Below are 16,283 nucleotides of genomic sequence, written 5' to 3' on the forward strand. Positions count from 1 at the left end.
TGATGATAGCTATTAGAAACTATCCAATGGTGGCTTCTAGTTTTTGTCTTTATCAATAATTTTATTACCACCGATCCAAGGCATCATAGCGCGCAGTTTTGCACCAGTGATTTCAATGTCATGTTCAGCATTATTACGACGACGCGCTGTCATTGATGGATAATTAGTTGCACCCTCAGAGATAAACATCTTAGCGTACTCACCCGATTGAATGCGTTTAAGAGCGTTACGCATCGCTTCTCGAGACTGCTCGTTAATGACCTCAGAACCTGTAACATATTCGCCATATTCCGCGTTGTTACTAATTGAGTAGTTCATGTCAGCGATACCGCCTTCATACATGAGATCAACGATAAGCTTAAGCTCATGCAGACACTCAAAATAGGCCATCTCTGGCGCGTAGCCTGCTTCAGTCAAAGTCTCAAAACCCATTTTGACCAGCTCTACTGCACCGCCGCAAAGTACCGCTTGTTCACCAAATAAATCCGTTTCAGTCTCATCTTTGAAAGTTGTCTCAATAATACCTGAGCGACCACCGCCAACACCGGCGGCGTAAGATAACGCCAACTGCTTCGCTTGACCTGAAGAATCTTGATAAATAGCAATAAGATCAGGTATACCGCCACCTTTAACGAACTCGTTGCGTACAGTATGACCAGGTGCTTTTGGCGCCACCATAATTACATCAAGATCGCTACGTGGTACTACTTGATTGTAATGAATTGCAAAACCATGAGCAAAGGCAAGCGTTGCGCCCTCTTTGATATTAGGCTCTATAACTTCGTTATACAATTGTTTTTGAAATTCGTCAGGGGTTAGGATCATAACAACATCAGCGGCAGCGACTGCCTCAGCAACTTCAGCAACTTTAAGACCAGCATTCTCAGCTTTTTTCCATGAGCTTGAGCTTGCACGTAGACCTACGGTGACATCAACACCAGAATCTTGTAAGTTCAGAGCATGCGCATGACCTTGTGAGCCATAGCCAATAATGGCCACTTTTTTGCCTTGAATAATGGATAAATCACAGTCTTTATCGTAAAAAACATTCATATATAGAGTCCTTTTCCTCAATCATGGATAGCCGAGGCTAGTAAATGCTTAGATCATTTGATACATAAGCTTGATGTTAAATATAGATCATTAATAAACAGCTGATTGCACAGTTTCGTATTGCACAGTTTCGTTATGATTTCTAACTATAAACTTAGAGTCTTTTCACCGCGAGCAATACCTATAACTCCTGAACGCACGACTTCCAAAACGCGTTCGCGACCGATGGTATCGATAAAGCCATCGAGCTTAGCCGTATCGCCAACGATTTGGATAGTATATAAATTGGCATTAACATCAACAATTTGGGCGCGAAATATATCTGCGCTACGTTTGACTTCCTCACGTACACTACCACTAGCACGAACTTTGATCAACATGAGCTCACGCTCTACGTGTACAGTATCTGACAGGTTAAGTACTTTGACCACTTCTATTAGCTTATGCAGCTGCTTGGTAATCTGCTCAATCTTCTCAGGAGAAGTGATGGTGGTCAAGGTTAAACGCGAAATTGTAGGATCTTCAGTTGGAGCTACGTTTAGTGTCTCAATGTTATAGCCGCGCTGGGAGAACAAGCCGACTAACCGCGACAACGACCCCGCTTCGTTTTCCATCAATACCGAAATCAGATGTTGCTGTTGCATTAGGCTCGCTCCCCTTTTGATAACCACATATCACTCATTGTCTGTCCAGCAATTTGCATCGGATAAACATGTTCATTACGATCCACATAAACATCAATAAATACCAACTTATCAGTAATCGCCATAGCTTCTGCTATTTGCGCCTCCATAGTTTCAGGGTCAGTAATTTTGATACCAACATGACCATAACTTTCGGCCAATTTAACAAAATCGGGTAAAGAGTTCATATAAGACTGAGCATGGCGGCCTTCATACAACATGTCTTGCCACTGTTTTACCATACCAAGCTGAGCGTTGTTTATGTTCAAGATTTTGACCGGTAAATTATATTGCAGACAAGTCGACAACTCCTGAATATTCATCTGGATGGAGCCCTCCCCCGTAATACAGACTACGTCCCGATCAGGGTAAACAAGCTTGGCAGCCATCGCGTACGGTAGCCCAACTCCCATAGTACCAAGGCCACCTGAATTAAGCCATTGACGTGGTTCGTTATAGGTGTAATAGAGCGCTGCAAACATTTGATGCTGACCGACGTCGCTGGTGATTATAGCATTGCTATTAGTGACCTTGTCCAATGCTTGTACCACGCTTTGTGGTTTGATACCCTCATCGGTATTGGTGTCATAGCGCAGGCCATGACGCTTACGCCACTCCTTAATCTGTGCCCACCAATCTAGCAGGGCATGCTGATCAAGCTCTTGGTCATTACCGATAATATCTAGCATATCGCTAAGCACGGATTTGACATCGCCAACGATAGGAATATGAGCAAGGATCGTTTTTGATATCGAAGCAGGGTCAATATCGACATGAATAATAGTGGCATTAGGACAGAACTTTTTGACATTATTGGTCACGCGATCATCAAAACGCGCGCCCACAGCCAAAATAACATCAGCATGATGCATGCTCATATTGGCTTCATAAGTACCATGCATGCCAAGCATACCTAAGAACTGACTATCAGAGCCTGGAAATACCCCAAGACCCATTAAAGTGTTAGTAACTGGCAAGTTTAAACGGTGCGCAAGATCAGTCAGCTCAGCGTGTGCTTTACCCCAAATAACGCCGCCGCCGGCATAGACCACCGGACGCTTGGCTGCAAGTAGAGTCTCAACTGCTTTTTTAATTTGACCGCCGTGACCTTTATTTGAGGGCTGATAAGAGCGCATGGATACTTGTGCTGGATATTCGTAAGCAAACTTTTCATTGGGCGCAGTCATATCTTTTGGCACATCAATAACGACCGGGCCGGGACGACCAGACTGAGCGATATGAAAGGCTTTTTTGATGATGGTTGGAATCTCGCTAGCATGACGGACCTGAAAGCTATGTTTTACGATAGGGCGTGAGACGCCAACCATGTCCGTTTCTTGAAAAGCATCTTCACCAATCAGGCTACTGGGTACCTGACCTGAGATCACAACCATCGGTACTGAATCCATGTAGGCCGTCGCAATGGCAGTAACCGTATTGGTAGCCCCTGGGCCCGATGTGGCAAGCACGACGCCTGTATTGCCTGTCACTCTTGAATAGGCATCGGCCATGTGACCAGCCGCTTGCTCATGACGCACCAGAATATGCTCAATGGTATCTTGTTGGAATAGAGCATCGTAAATATGCAGAACAGCACCGCCCGGATAGCCAAAAATATATTTGACGCCTTCATCGGTCAGCGATTGTACTAACATCTCAGCACCCGATAGCATTACGGGCTGCTTAGTACCTTTAGCAAGCTGTTGCTGCTTTTCTTCGAAATGTTTGGCGGCATGACCCGTCTGGGTATGGCCAGTCATGTTCGGACTTTGTGTGGTTTGAGTCACTGTCATCACCTTATCAAGTAGGTATGCTCACTACGTCAAAGCCGTGCTACTGTATCGGGCAGCATTTTGCTTAAACATAGTAATTTATGGGATCAGTTTTGATAGGAGGTTATCGATATACAGTGGCAAGATGTTTTTATATACACTAAATAGCGCATTAAAGACTATCTATAAAAGAGGCTTATTAACTTTTGAGAAGACATTACAGTCAAGCATTAAATCGCTATAGCGGTATTAGTAGCAACGACACGAAGAATAACGTCAATAAAAACAGTTAGTACAGACACTAATCACTTTACTTATTGATGACGTATGAATACTAAAGTCGTATTATACCGAGCACTTAACATACTATACTTAGCGCTATCAGCGCTACAACTAGCTTTAATATCTCAAAATAATAAGTTTATCTTAGTCATTGTAGACCGATAAGTCCGGAGACAATAAGTACAGTTTAAAGTAGCTACTACTATATAAACTATGCTGAGCTATTGTCACAAAGAAAATAACGTACAAATGCTACCGATAAGTAGCTCGTAGTGGTTATTTTCGAGTGCCACGGCAATATCATAAAAGCCGCTCACTGACCAATCAACTGCTGTTATATTCGGTGGTTTGAGTCCTATTGTCAAGGAAAAATTGTGAATCATACTCCTAACTATTCGTTATTGGAAATATCTAGCTATAACTACTATTCGCTAATATAGCTCAAAATCGTATAATAATTGTAACTTTTGGACATATATGTCTAATTCGGCATAGTAATTGCTTTGTTGATGTTTTAAAAGGATCATCCTCATGGCTCATCTACCTATAATGAAAGCTGAAAACAAGCTACTTGCTACGTTTGTGACTACCTGTATGATTGCTTTGTCTATAAGTAATAGCCATGCCGTTCAGGTTTACAAATCAATTGGCGCGCATGGTGAAGTCAAATATAGCCAACATGCCCCGCAAGATGCTAAAAATATTGAGGTCATTGAATTTCGTAGTGATGGCAGACAAAACGATACAGGGCAGATGGCTGGAAAAACTGACCCAAGCCAAAGCAGCAACGCACAGATTGCTGAAGAGCAGCGCATAGCACAGCTAGAGGCCCGTATTAAGGATCAAGAAGCGCAAGCCAATGCTCAGCGCTGTCAATCACTACGCAATAACCTTACCAATCTTAATGTCGGTGGACGTATTTATGAGATGGATGCAGACGGTAATCGTAAGTATTTGGACGGCCGTGAGATTGAGCTTAAGCGTGAACGCGTGCAGCAGGCTATAGGTCAATACTGCAGTGGGGTAAGTACTTAACTTAACTGACCAAGCTAAACTGAACTGTTGAAGACTACTGGTGCTTGTAAAATACAGAAGATATCAAATAAAAGAGATACATCCTACTATAGCGCGGGACTAAGTTGAATCTTTTGTAACCTTATTTTTTGCAACTCTTATCTGCTTGCAACAATAAGCATAAAAGCTAAAATTAGTCCTCCTGTATCGTTTTATATTGAACTGGCTACCCTAAGAAACACTTTAATGAGTGTACATTTGCATTACATGACGAATAGCAGCAGGCATGTCTTGTGCTTGTAGGCCTCGTTGTCCGATCAATAGTAGCTTACTGTTGATAGCACTGTTTGACTGATTAGTTAATTGATCTCCTGCTAAGCCGTGAATAAGCACAGCTTGACGCAAACTGCGCTGCTCATTATCTAAATCTTGCTGAGCTAACAATCCTGCAGTTACTCCAGACAATACATCTCCCATACCTGCTGTTGCCATACCTGCATTACCGACATTACAAACGTAGACTTGCCCCTGCTCACTTACTAAAGACCCCGAACCCTTTAGCACCCAATCGCCCCCATAAAGATCAGCACACTGTTTTATAGCTGCCAGACGCCCATTTTCTACCTCATTAATACTCAGATCAAGCAACCTTGCTGCCTCACCGCTATGCGGCGTTAAGCAAACCCGATGCTTTCTACTATGTTCTCGTAAACTGTTGATGAGCTTATGATTATCTTTATATAACGATGCTAGATGATAAAGACCATCAGCGTCGATAACTATAGTGCATTTTTGCTCTATGGCTGCTTGCACATAACTTATAAATAATTCTTTTGCAGCATTATCACGACCAAGTCCCATACCAATAGCTATCACACTAGCATCTTTGATTAAATTTTTGACCCCACCTTGATCATGTAAATCTATAGTCATCGCATCTGGGAGGGAGGTGAGCAAGGCACCGTGAAAAGCGTCATGGCAAGCTACCGTAATCTTGCCCGCACCCGTTGCCATGCTACTTGCAGACGACAAAATTGCAGCACCGCCCATACCTTGTGAGCCATCTATACGATTGCCCCCGATAATTAGTACATGCCCGTAGCTACCTTTATAACTGTTTTGCTGACGTGAGGACAGGCAATAAGTCCGGTTTAATAACCAAGCTGCTGGCTGTATTGGCTCATAAGGTATTAGAGGAATATCAATAACTTGCCCAGCGTAATCAGCACCATCTTTGGTATGCAAACCAAACTTACGCGCCACCAAACATAATGTAAAATCTGCCTGTATCGCTAATTGCTCAAATACCTGCCCGGTGGACGCTACTAGGCCACTTGGAATATCAACAGCGACAACTAAAGCGCCAGTTTGCTTAGCAAGTTTATTAAAAGCGATAATTGCCTGTTGATAGACACCCTTTGGAGCACGATCGAGACCAATACCAAACAAAGCATCAATATAGACATCAGCCTGCAACGCCGTGTCTAACTGAGCATTTTCATTTTGATAATATTGGCTGTCTTCAAAACGTTGATAAGGACAATGAGCCACCAATGCTATTTGCTGAGCCTTTAGCGCATCTGATAATGAGGTATCATCAACGTTTTTTGCTTGTATATCACCTTTAAGATCAGTAATGCCAACAGTTATAATTTGCACATGCCAGCCTACTTGCTGTAGATAATAAGCTATCAACCAACCATCGCCGCCGTTGTTGCCTTGTCCTACCCAAACACAGGCTCGCAGCTTTTGACTAGTAGATGACTGGCAGTTATGAGCGTCTTTTGACTTAATGCTATGCTCATTGAGCTGAATAATATGCTGCGCTATTTGCCAAGCCGCTTGCTTCATAAGTGCAAAACCACTATACCCTTGTGCAAACCAATCTTGTTCCATAGTATAAACCTGATCACTACTGTATAAAGCGATTGGTATTGATGGACGGTATTGATATGCTGTTGTCGGTATCTTTGGTAGCATGACCTCTCCTTATTTTTCTTATCAAAAAACGTTAGTTTTGATAGTTATTTATTATGCTAAGCCTAACAAAATCATGACTGGTCTTCTGTATTGATATTAATAACATTGATATTACTGCTAAAATATCTCTAATTTATCGTTATACTCTATTTTATCCTACTCGTTATATAATCTTATATGAAGCAAAAATCATTTATAACTCAAAAACCTGCATCTATCGATGTTGTTAACACCGAAGTGTTTGCTACTGCTGAGGACGTCAAACGGTGGATTAAAGTACAGGCACAAGCCTTGGGTTTTGCTGATTGCGGATTTTTATCCGTTCATCATCCTTTATTCTCAAAACAGATTAAGCAACTTGAGCACTGGCTCGCTAAAGGCTATGAGGGTCAGCTACAATTTATGCATCATAATCATGAGCTACGGGCACATCCTGATAAACTAGTTGCAGGGGCGAAAACTATTATCAGCGTACGTATGAATTACTTAACACAAACGCCTATGCGTCGCCGCATTGAGGACAATGATCGTCCAAATCATGGCATTATTGCTCGCTATGCTAGAGGTCGTGATTATCATAAAATTATGCGTAGTCGTCTAAAACAGTTGGCTTTAAAAATAGAGTCCATGCTACCAGAATGGCAACATCTAGCTGTTGGGGCTGAATCCGACTTTGTTTTTCGGCCCTTTAGTGACTCTGCGCCTATTTTTGAGCGTCCTATAGCAGACGCGGTAGGACTCGGCTGGACCGGGAAGCATACGTTACTGCTAAATAAGCAAGCAGGCTCATTCTTTGTATTAGGCGAGCTATTTATCAGTCTTGAATTGCCTGATGATAAGCCTATTAGCGCACACTGCGGTAGCTGTAGTGCCTGTATTGACATCTGTCCAACCCAAGCTATTGTTGCCCCGCATAAGCTTAATGCTGCCGCCTGTATCTCTTATCTGACCATTGAACATGACGGTTCAATAGATACTAAGTATCGCCGCGCTATCGGTAATCGCATCTTTGGCTGTGATGACTGTCAGCTGATTTGTCCGTGGAACCGATATGCCAAACTGACTACCGTTGATGACTTTGCGCCAAGACATAATCTTGACAACAGTAGCTTACTTGAATTATGGGAGTGGAGTGAGGAGACGTTTTTACAAAACACTCAAGGTAGTCCGCTTAGACGTACCGGCTATGTCAACTTTTTGCGCAATATAGCTATTGGTCTAGGTAATGCTAACGTCAAAAAGAATAATATCATTCAGTTACAAGCTAAATTAGGGAATTATGGCGAGATGCTTGATGAACATATTCACTGGGCTATCGATGAACAGCGACGCAAGTTAAAAGAACTAGCGTAAACTCAAATCTGTTGAACGACACTTTCTAAAATACAATAAAAAAGCGCCTCTTATTTTAAAAAAGGCGCTTTTTATGAGCTGAAGCTAATAGCTTAACTTATATATTATAAATAACTAGGGCTTAGGAATACGTAATACTTGACCTGGGTATATTTTGTTTGGATCTGATAACATCGGTTTATTGGCTTCAAATATTTGCATGTAGTCACCAGATGATCCATATACCTCTTGAGCAATCTTAGATAAACTATCGCCAGATTTTACGGTATACATAGTTGATTCTGGTGCATCTTCTTCAATATCGATATTATCAATAACTTTCGCCACATTTTGTACATTACCAATGGCAATAATTGCTTTTTCACGATCAGCTTGGGTTTTGGCGTTACCACTGATTTCAGCGGTATCTGTAGAGCCATTATATTTAACTTTTAAATTACTAATGTTAAGATTTTGCTGCTGAATACGACGCAATAAAATATTTGCGACAGACTGTGCAGAAGGCTCGTTGTCTTTTACTGGCGTATTAGCGTCTGCCTTAGTCTCTACTTTAGCATCATGTTTCTCATCATCACGATTAAAAATTTTATCGCCAATATCCTTTGCAAAACTAAATATACCCATATGGTTACTCCTTCAAGTTTAATTTTCTATTGTTTACATTGTTGTTTATTCATTAGCAGAACAATCATACCAGTATCACTACTAACTACGAAATTTCTTATTCTACAAACACTATAGCCAAGAAGAAAATAAATAAATAGTTGCAAATAGTAAAACAGTGTTGAGTAATGTTAATTTTACTTTGCTTATGTTAAGCGGAACACTATTTATAATGATAGTTTGACTTACTAGAAACATAGAATAGCTAATAACTGTCAAAATTATTGGATATTAGACTACTATACGTAAAAAAACCACTTATCAACTAAGATAAGCGGTTGAGAAAACCTTATAGAGTTTATTTGTATTGCTAGTAGTTTTAGAATACGATTAATAATTCTAAAATGTGATAAATCTACTATAAATGAACTCCATAACAATAGCTTTTACAGTTGAGCTTGAACGTAATCAATAGCTTTTTGTACGGTAGTCAATTCAGCTGAATCTTCATCAGGAATAGTAATACCAAAGTCACTTTCAAAAGACATAACCAGTTCAACTAAATCTAGTGAATCTGCGCCTAGATCTTCCATAAAAGAAGCGTCATTACTAATGTCTTCAACATTCATGCCCAACTGCTCTGCTACTGCAGATTTTACTCTTAGCTCAGTATCATTACTCATATAGATTACTCCTTTCTATTTATCGATGTAAAAATCGTCACCTAGCCAGTATTAGCACCGATGACATTATATAAAATACGGTACATTATGTCAGCTTTATAAACTAAACACACTATAACGACTGTTGCTTTTTATTCAATATCTCACAAGACTTTATCATACTATAGGTCTTGCGCCTAAAAGTGTTTGTTATTATAGCACCATTAATTACAGTTTACACTCGTACACAATTTTTTTTATTATACAAGTGTAAAGTGTTTCTTATTATAATCTTTGGCAAATTATAGAGCTACATATACATGCCGCCATTAACGGGTATTACCGCACCGGTAATATAACTAGCCTCATCACTGGCTAAAAATAATACAGCCGCTGCGATATCTTCAGGTTGTCCTAGACGGCCAATAGGGACAGCGTCGAGCATAGAGTTAAGCAGACGCTCATCAAGCTCATCGGTCATATCGGTTTCTATAAGACCGGGCGCCACGCAGTTTATCGTTACTTGACGTGATCCAATCTCGCGCGCTAGCGTACGACTAAATCCTTCAACGCCTGCTTTGGTCGCCGCATAATTGGACTGTCCAGCGTTACCCATTTTTGCAACTACTGAGCTGATATTAATAATGCGGCCACGGCGCGCTTTCATCATACCGCGTATCGCGCGTTTGCTCATACGATAAACTGAGGTTAGATTGGTATCTACCACGCTCTCCCAGTCTTCATCTTTCATGCGCATAAGCAAACCATCTTGCGTAATACCAGCATTGTTTATCAGTACTTGTACCACACCATATACGCTTTCTATCTCTTCAAACAGTTTGTCTATCTGCTCGCCATCACGGACGTCCAATACCCGTCCGATACCACCACTATCATGCAAATAATCATCAACGAGCGCTGCACCTTTCTCTGTGGTCGCCGTTCCTATGACAAAATGGCCTTCTTTTGCAAAACGTTTAGCGACCGCCTTACCGATTCCGCGACTAGCGCCACTTACTAACACAATAGTTCGGCTCATGATAACACCTCCATTAGTTTTTCCATTCGGGCAGGCTTGTCGACTGGATAGCTAGCAATAGGATTCGCTTGACGTTTAGCCAAATTACTCAGTACGTTACCACTGCCACATTCGATTAGTATATCAATATGTTTGTCTGCCAGCTCTTGCATCGTTTTGGACCAAAGTACAGGCTCACTAAGCTGTTCTGTTAAAGCTTTTTTTATATCTTGAATATTGGTTTCAACTTGAGCATGTCGGTTTTGGATAACTGGAATAGTTGGTTGCTCAAATTTGATAGCAGCAAGTGCTTCTGCAAGAGCATTACTGACAGGCTGCATAAGCGCGCAATGCGAAGGTACACTTACCTTTAAAGGAATTGCTTTTTTGCCAGTATTTTGCACCTTGTCAATAACAGCGCTGACCCCAACTGCATTACCAGACACCACCACTTGACCCGGACTATTAAAATTCGCCGCTCCCACGACTGCACCTTCGACATGTTCTGTAGCCTGTTCACACAGCGTTTCAACACGCTGATCCTCAAGCCCTAGTACGGCAGCCATCGCCGTATCGATATCAGCAACAGCTTCTTGCATCAGCTGTCCGCGTTTATGGACGAGTTGTACCGCGTCTTTTAAAGAGATAACTCCGGATGCACACAAGGCACTATATTCACCTAATGAATGGCCAGCTAAATAATGAGGAGCTTTATCTAATTTGTCTTGTAAGATACGCCATATAGCAATACTAGCGGTCAACAGCGCGGGCTGAGTATACTGGGTTTGGTTAAGCTTCTCTTCGTTTTGACAGATTGCCCATAAATCCTCACCTAAAGCCTCACTTGCCTCAGCAAAAGTATCCTGAATCTCTGGGTAAAGCTCAGCAAGCTCGGCTGTCATGCCTACTACTTGTGAGCCTTGTCCAGGAAAAATGACGGCGATACGAGGTGGTAGTGTTGGTGTTGTATCGGGTGTAGATACCATAGTCAATAGTCCTTAAATACTTAGTGACGTCTTTAAAGTTACTGGACGCTATTATGAAGATTGTTTGTTGAATCCGTAACCACGGCTGATTGTAAGTTAGCTATATACTGTCTTGTTCAATCATTATAGCTAGTAGAATACTAATAACAATTAAATTCAGTGATTAATAAGCGCTCGTTGCTACGATTAACATCAATAATGAATAACTACTAAGCTCACTGATAGTAATTTAGACAAACAGTAGAACAGTAAAAAGCCAAGTTATCCGGCTATACTGTATATGATAGCGAAATAACTTGGCTTTTATTAGCTTAATTAAATATATTGTCTAAAAAGATTGGGTAGCAGTAACAGCAAGTAGTTATTAACATTTCACTGTTTTTACTCTCATAGCTATCTAGACAATAATTTAAGCTTCTTGACTAACTTTAAACAACTGACGACCACGGTAAAAACCATCTTTAGTCATATGATGACGACGATGCTTTTCACCAGTAGTAGCGTCTACGCTTAGTTCAGCCACACTCATATGATGATGTGAACGGCGCATGTCACGACGAGAACGGCTTTTACGACTTTTTTGAACGGCCATGATATAGCTCCTATACTAAAGGGGATAAGCTTAAAATTACTAGATTAAGACTTAGGTTTACTTAAGACTTAGTGTTAATTGATACTGACAGAGGCTATATAATTGCAACAACCTAAGTCTTACGCACCACTAAATGATTGACCATGTTTTTAAAATACTCACTGAAGCTAAATTTTATATAATTTACCCAGTCAGTTTTTAGTTTTCCATGGCTTGTTGCCAGAATGCAATAAACCGGACATTATACGCATGTTTGAGTCATTAATAAAGCCCTGCGTTTAACTGCTACCTACAAAACCTGTGAAAAATTAGGTTATACCTAAATTAGTAGCAGATTTATAGTTTGCCCTTTAGAGCTGCTAAAGCAGCAAAAGGGTTTTCTGTCTCTTCTTCTGGTATGTCTCCTACTTGTGAAGCTGCCATTTCACAGTCATCGTGTTTAGGGGCCATAGGAGTTTTAAGTATAATCTCATCTTCGATCATTTTTTTGATAGGTAACAGACGCTCAGGCGTTTGTTCGCTAATTACTTCATCAAGTAGTAAGTAGTCTTGTGTTTCTTCGTCAATCAGACCAACTTGGCTATCATCTTCGAGTAAAGCGATATCATAATCATCAGTGAGATCGACTGCTACCGGTTGTAGACAGCGCTGACAAGTCAACCACACCTCACCTTTTAGGTGAGTGGCTAGGTGTATGACATTACTCTGACGATACAGACGCGTACTTAGCTGCAAATTACTCTGTTCGTGATCATCGGTTAACAGAGCAGATAGGCGCTCAAAAGAAGTTGGAGCTACTACACCTGACCACTCAAAACCACTCTCAGCCCACTTATCTAAAACAATATTTTCAGGCATAGTTGCTAAATGAGCTATTTGGTTGTCGTCGTTGCGATCATTGGCTTGGATATTAGATTTAGGGTTTGACATAAGCGCCTCTTTGATCAAAACAGTGTATAATATTGCCTGTCATACTAATGCAAAGCGTTGTACTACGCTAGCGCTAGTATGTTACGATTTTTACTTTTTCGCGCTCAGCTAGTTCTTACCTATATAGTTATTGGTAGCATAGTTATTAGTTGCTCTCAACCTTCTTAACCTATAGTCAATACAATATCTATTTTATGACCCTCAGTATGAACACTCATGTTGTCAACACTCCTAGTTTCACTACATTATTGGCCTTTGACGACGCATCAATATTATTGTCTCAACTTGGCAGTCTCATTGAACAACAATATCAGCTACTAGGCGCCAATGAAGAATTTTATGACCACGACTATTTGTATAATCACTCTCTTTGTTTAAAGCGTACAAACAACGAAGACGAAGCGACTACTGAGCTGATCATATTGTTCAATACCTTGTTTGCCAAACAGCAGGTACAACTGCAACATGGTGACAACGAACCTGAATACTTTCCTGCTAAACCTAATCAACCTGCGCGTATTGAATTTGCACATGGCTTCTTTGCTAGTGCTTTACATGAGATACACACATCTCTTTATAGGTTGACATGCTAGAAACCTCTTATTCTAATAGTGTACATCGCTATATTATCTGTAAGCATCTAAATTAAAACTATCACTTCGGTGATTATTACCATCTATCAGAATAAATCACTTTTACCTATCCAAAAGATAATGATCGTTCTATCAATTAGATATCATAATAATTAAGTTTTTCAGGTATCTTTCACAATTTCAGAAATGCCCTTTCTAATGTCATCCTACCAAACTATAAACGCGGACATGGTACGCTTCGCTACGTTTATCTATTAATGGTTACTTTTGATCAATCGTACCATCCTCTAATCCAGTAGATTTTATCTATGTCAGATAGGTAGAAGTAGTTTTCTGCTATTCATGTTTATCATTAACGTCTTTGCACATAGTATTGTCAGTTGCAATATATCGAACCATATGAACACGGATATAATGATGGTAATATTAAAACAAGCGAGTGTAGATAGAAGCAGACCCAAGGATGTAATTCATCACGGTGATATCAGGTCTTAATGCTTATCTATTCACTAAACGAATAAGCTGACTAGCTATAGCGTTATTATGTTTGTGGGCAAGATAGTTATTCTTTATTTCGAAGATAGCTGGACGAGAGTTAGTGATGTTGGACTAGTAATCTTACATAGGTGAAATGATTTGATAAATATGATTGAATAGCACAATTAATTATGTGTCATCTTTCGATACTGGCTGTGAAAAGTAATACTGTAATAGTTTAGCAACGTCGGGCTCAAACTATAAGAGCTAATTATCTTCGAGCGCTATCTTAGTATAGTGAGCATGCAGTAGAGCCTTCACCTCCTTGCTAGTTGCAATTTTACCTTCCTCAAAATCTCTAAAAATATGCTGAGTATCTGGGTTGGTAGGAATATTATCGACTGCAAAGCTACCCAAAGTATCAAAGTTGATGCGGCGGCGCTTTTCTATTTCCTGTTGGCTAACGATGATAGGACGATCATCAATAATCGATACTTCAAGTTTAGAATCTTCCATACTAGCTCCTATCAGTAGTAATAAAATTGTTCAGCAAGTCAGATAGTCTTCTATCTAGATAACTCTTCTCTCATTGCTATGTCTTATTCGGCTGATTTAATTGTATTAATGATTTAGACATCGGTAAATCATGATTGTTTAATATCAAGAGCGATTGTGACTGAATAATTCGTACTTCTAGCATCTCCTAGAGTTGCGTAACTTACTTGCTCTAAAGTTTTTTGGGACCTATATGGGCTGAATAGCTCATCAAGAGTATGGTGAAAACCACCATCATCTACTCCAAATACATAATCAAAAAATATTTTGGCCATTGCAGACTGAGGGTGGCTAGCATCGCGAAAAGATTTATTGTGACTCCAACTACCACTATGTATTTTACCGAAAACTCTTTCTATATTACCAGAAACAGAATTTGAAGCATGTTTTCGAGTAATACCTGGTTTTTGTACATATGCAGCAGCATTTTCAACAGACTTCCAAATGACATAATGCATGATTGATACAGAGCATTCAGCTAAACATGCTCTGAGAATGCTAATTAGCTTGTCGCCAATAGGAGGTGCTAGATAGTTCAGTCTTGCTCTAGTAACCAGGTAGCTTAAACACTCTCCTAGCTGTAACTTTTCACACCAGCTCTTAAATTGACTATCCGCTACTAGAGCACTGGTATTTTTTTTAGATTTAGCGTTTATCAAGATTTTAGTAAGATTCTCAATACTATAAGCAAACTCAAAGATCGCTTGATAGAAATCTATCTCTAGCTCTTTTTCTTCGTTGATAGTTACGTATTCGTAGCTGTTTTCAGGAGCGAGTATAAGCAGATTTCGGTTAAAGAGATGCTGTAGTATTTCTTCATCTAGTCTAGAGAACGGTGATAAAGATAATGATAAATTGTCATGTAGAGAGACTGTATTCCTTAGATTATCTGCTCCTATACTCTCTACAGTCGCTGCAAGTAGAAGCTTATCCACATCGTTAAGCTCAGTAATTGAAGGAATACTGCTTAATTGAATGCTTCTGCATTGATTGATGTACTCTAAAGCAGTCTGTCTCATCCCTTCTTCTAAACGCTTTTGTTTAAGACGATACTCTAAGTACTCTTGATCCATCCTTTTTTCAAGCGCCTCCCCGCAATCGTCACACCGCCATCTAATAAGATCCAATCGAGTTAGCTGTGAGCGAGTATAGCAAATCTTAGTTGTACCGCAGTCTATGCATTGGCAGTCTAGTACAACAAGATGAGCATTTATTTTAACGATACTCGGTATATCCTGATGCTTAACACCAAACTCTCGACCTATCTCTTTGCAGGTATATATAAAACCACTTCGTTTATCGCCTTCTCTTAACCAGTACTTCTCACAGATCAGCTTATTAGTTTCTGTTATGTCTGGCTGATACTCTAGTTTAGTTTTCACGCCCACCTCTCAATACCGACTATATCCCGTGGATATTGTAGCTTACCACTGTGAGTATTGCTATCTTTAGCAGTGGTTAATGAGATGACAACAGATGAGCGTATGATTGCCTTTGGCAAGCGTGTCCGTGAGATGCGAAAAAGCAAAGGAATATCCCAAGAAAGATTGGCGGAGATGGCAGGTATTGATCGTAGCTATATGGGAAACATTGAGCGTGGAGAGAAGAATGTTACTCTTAAAAAGGCGTATGAAGTTTGTGATGCACTAGAAGTGGATATAAAAGATTTAATTTGAAATCATATTCTCAAAAGAACTAGGTTGGTTATCGATACATGATCAGATAGCAAA

Annotated in this window: 16 protein-coding genes; 4 read left to right on the forward strand and 12 right to left on the reverse strand. The window is 40.2% G+C overall.

What is annotated here, in order from left to right; all coding sequences use genetic code 11:
• Positions 1 to 36: 36 nt before the first annotated feature.
• The 3 genes from ilvC to ACR63N_RS11515 form a co-directional block, all read right to left on the reverse strand.
• Positions 37 to 1,053 carry a ketol-acid reductoisomerase gene (ilvC, locus tag ACR63N_RS11505; protein WP_367105740.1) on the reverse strand — a complete coding sequence of 339 codons (1,017 nt, stop codon included), beginning with the start codon at positions 1,051 to 1,053 and terminating at the stop codon, positions 37 to 39.
• A gap of 146 nt (positions 1,054 to 1,199) precedes the next feature.
• Positions 1,200 to 1,697 carry an acetolactate synthase small subunit gene (ilvN, locus tag ACR63N_RS11510; protein ID WP_367105739.1) on the reverse strand — a complete coding sequence of 166 codons (498 nt, stop codon included), beginning with the start codon at positions 1,695 to 1,697 and terminating at the stop codon, positions 1,200 to 1,202.
• Complete coding sequence (locus ACR63N_RS11515; RefSeq protein WP_367105768.1) at positions 1,697 to 3,409, reverse strand: acetolactate synthase 3 large subunit; 1,713 nt, start codon at positions 3,407 to 3,409, stop codon at positions 1,697 to 1,699. Before ACR63N_RS11515 ends, ilvN begins: the two co-directional genes overlap by 1 nt.
• A 912-nt stretch (positions 3,410 to 4,321) precedes the next feature.
• Here ACR63N_RS11515 and ACR63N_RS11520 point away from each other — a divergent pair.
• Positions 4,322 to 4,825: a DUF4124 domain-containing protein gene (locus ACR63N_RS11520; RefSeq protein WP_367107216.1), complete on the forward strand. Its 504-nt coding sequence runs from the start codon at positions 4,322 to 4,324 to the stop codon at positions 4,823 to 4,825.
• A gap of 222 nt (positions 4,826 to 5,047) precedes the next feature.
• Here the strand turns inward: ACR63N_RS11520 and ACR63N_RS11525 are convergent, their stop codons facing one another.
• On the reverse strand, positions 5,048 to 6,784 hold the full coding sequence (locus ACR63N_RS11525) for an NAD(P)H-hydrate dehydratase (protein ID WP_367107217.1): 1,737 nt from the start codon (positions 6,782 to 6,784) through the stop codon (positions 5,048 to 5,050).
• A 177-nt stretch (positions 6,785 to 6,961) separates the two neighbouring features.
• On the opposite strand from ACR63N_RS11525, the gene queG reads away from it, so the two are divergent.
• Positions 6,962 to 8,137, forward strand: coding sequence for a tRNA epoxyqueuosine(34) reductase QueG (gene queG, locus ACR63N_RS11530; RefSeq protein WP_367107218.1), 1,176 nt, complete (start codon positions 6,962 to 6,964; stop codon positions 8,135 to 8,137).
• Positions 8,138 to 8,251: 114 nt separating this feature from the next.
• On the opposite strand, the gene lysM is transcribed toward queG, so the two are convergent.
• The 6 genes from lysM to ACR63N_RS11560 form a co-directional block, all read right to left on the reverse strand.
• Entirely contained in the window at positions 8,252 to 8,761 is a 510-nt protein-coding gene (gene lysM / locus ACR63N_RS11535; RefSeq protein ID WP_367105735.1) for a peptidoglycan-binding protein LysM, read from the reverse strand.
• A gap of 425 nt (positions 8,762 to 9,186) precedes the next feature.
• Positions 9,187 to 9,423, reverse strand: coding sequence for an acyl carrier protein (acpP, locus tag ACR63N_RS11540; RefSeq protein ID WP_058368288.1), 237 nt, complete (start codon positions 9,421 to 9,423; stop codon positions 9,187 to 9,189).
• Positions 9,424 to 9,712: 289 nt separating this feature from the next.
• Complete coding sequence (gene fabG / locus ACR63N_RS11545) at positions 9,713 to 10,441, reverse strand: 3-oxoacyl-ACP reductase FabG (protein ID WP_367105734.1); 729 nt, start codon at positions 10,439 to 10,441, stop codon at positions 9,713 to 9,715.
• A complete protein-coding gene (gene fabD / locus ACR63N_RS11550; protein ID WP_472782045.1) occupies positions 10,438 to 11,406 on the reverse strand; it encodes an ACP S-malonyltransferase in 969 nt (322 codons plus the stop codon). The genes fabG and fabD overlap by 4 nt, the downstream gene beginning before the upstream one ends.
• Before the next feature lie 409 nt (positions 11,407 to 11,815).
• Positions 11,816 to 11,998 (reverse strand): 50S ribosomal protein L32, encoded by a 183-nt coding sequence (gene rpmF, locus ACR63N_RS11555; protein WP_058368285.1) that lies wholly within the window; start codon positions 11,996 to 11,998, stop codon positions 11,816 to 11,818.
• A 336-nt stretch (positions 11,999 to 12,334) separates the two neighbouring features.
• Complete coding sequence (locus ACR63N_RS11560; protein WP_367105732.1) at positions 12,335 to 12,928, reverse strand: YceD family protein; 594 nt, start codon at positions 12,926 to 12,928, stop codon at positions 12,335 to 12,337.
• A gap of 206 nt (positions 12,929 to 13,134) precedes the next feature.
• Here ACR63N_RS11560 and ACR63N_RS11565 point away from each other — a divergent pair, with 206 nt between their 5' ends.
• Positions 13,135 to 13,521, forward strand: a complete 387-nt coding sequence (locus ACR63N_RS11565; RefSeq protein WP_472782046.1) for an elongation factor P hydroxylase — start codon at positions 13,135 to 13,137, stop codon at positions 13,519 to 13,521.
• Between the two features lie 744 nt (positions 13,522 to 14,265).
• Here ACR63N_RS11565 and ACR63N_RS11570 read toward each other — a convergent pair.
• Both ACR63N_RS11570 and ACR63N_RS11575 read right to left on the reverse strand, forming a co-directional pair.
• Positions 14,266 to 14,514: an antitoxin VbhA family protein gene (locus tag ACR63N_RS11570; RefSeq protein WP_472782047.1), complete on the reverse strand. Its 249-nt coding sequence runs from the start codon at positions 14,512 to 14,514 to the stop codon at positions 14,266 to 14,268.
• 128 nt (positions 14,515 to 14,642) lie between these two features.
• Entirely contained in the window at positions 14,643 to 15,935 is a 1,293-nt protein-coding gene (locus ACR63N_RS11575; protein WP_472782048.1) for a hypothetical protein, read from the reverse strand.
• An 84-nt stretch (positions 15,936 to 16,019) separates the two neighbouring features.
• Here ACR63N_RS11575 and ACR63N_RS11580 point away from each other — a divergent pair, with 84 nt between their 5' ends.
• Complete coding sequence (locus ACR63N_RS11580) at positions 16,020 to 16,229, forward strand: helix-turn-helix domain-containing protein (protein WP_289000696.1); 210 nt, start codon at positions 16,020 to 16,022, stop codon at positions 16,227 to 16,229.
• Positions 16,230 to 16,283: the final 54 nt, after the last annotated feature.

It is taken from the genome of Psychrobacter sp. M4, from assembly GCF_055699795.1.

Bases quoted from the DNA above. Each gene is read 5' to 3' on its own strand.
- ilvC (WP_367105740.1), bottom strand. From the start codon at position 1,053: ATGAATGTTTTTTACGATAAAGACTGTGATTTATCCATTATTCAAGGC.
- ilvN (WP_367105739.1), bottom strand. From the start codon at position 1,697: ATGCAACAGCAACATCTGATTTCGGTATTGATGGAAAACGAAGCGGGG.
- ACR63N_RS11515 (WP_367105768.1), bottom strand. From the start codon at position 3,409: ATGCTATCGGGTGCTGAGATGTTAGTACAATCGCTGACCGATGAAGGC.
- ACR63N_RS11520 (WP_367107216.1), top strand. From the start codon at position 4,322: ATGGCTCATCTACCTATAATGAAAGCTGAAAACAAGCTACTTGCTACG.
- ACR63N_RS11525 (WP_367107217.1), bottom strand. From the start codon at position 6,784: ATGCTACCAAAGATACCGACAACAGCATATCAATACCGTCCATCAATA.
- queG (WP_367107218.1), top strand. From the start codon at position 6,962: ATGAAGCAAAAATCATTTATAACTCAAAAACCTGCATCTATCGATGTT.
- lysM (WP_367105735.1), bottom strand. From the start codon at position 8,761: ATGGGTATATTTAGTTTTGCAAAGGATATTGGCGATAAAATTTTTAAT.
- acpP (WP_058368288.1), bottom strand. From the start codon at position 9,423: ATGAGTAATGATACTGAGCTAAGAGTAAAATCTGCAGTAGCAGAGCAG.
- fabG (WP_367105734.1), bottom strand. From the start codon at position 10,441: ATGAGCCGAACTATTGTGTTAGTAAGTGGCGCTAGTCGCGGAATCGGT.
- fabD (WP_472782045.1), bottom strand. From the start codon at position 11,406: ATGGTATCTACACCCGATACAACACCAACACTACCACCTCGTATCGCC.
- rpmF (WP_058368285.1), bottom strand. From the start codon at position 11,998: ATGGCCGTTCAAAAAAGTCGTAAAAGCCGTTCTCGTCGTGACATGCGC.
- ACR63N_RS11560 (WP_367105732.1), bottom strand. From the start codon at position 12,928: ATGTCAAACCCTAAATCTAATATCCAAGCCAATGATCGCAACGACGAC.
- ACR63N_RS11565 (WP_472782046.1), top strand. From the start codon at position 13,135: ATGAACACTCATGTTGTCAACACTCCTAGTTTCACTACATTATTGGCC.
- ACR63N_RS11570 (WP_472782047.1), bottom strand. From the start codon at position 14,514: ATGGAAGATTCTAAACTTGAAGTATCGATTATTGATGATCGTCCTATC.
- ACR63N_RS11580 (WP_289000696.1), top strand. From the start codon at position 16,020: ATGACAACAGATGAGCGTATGATTGCCTTTGGCAAGCGTGTCCGTGAG.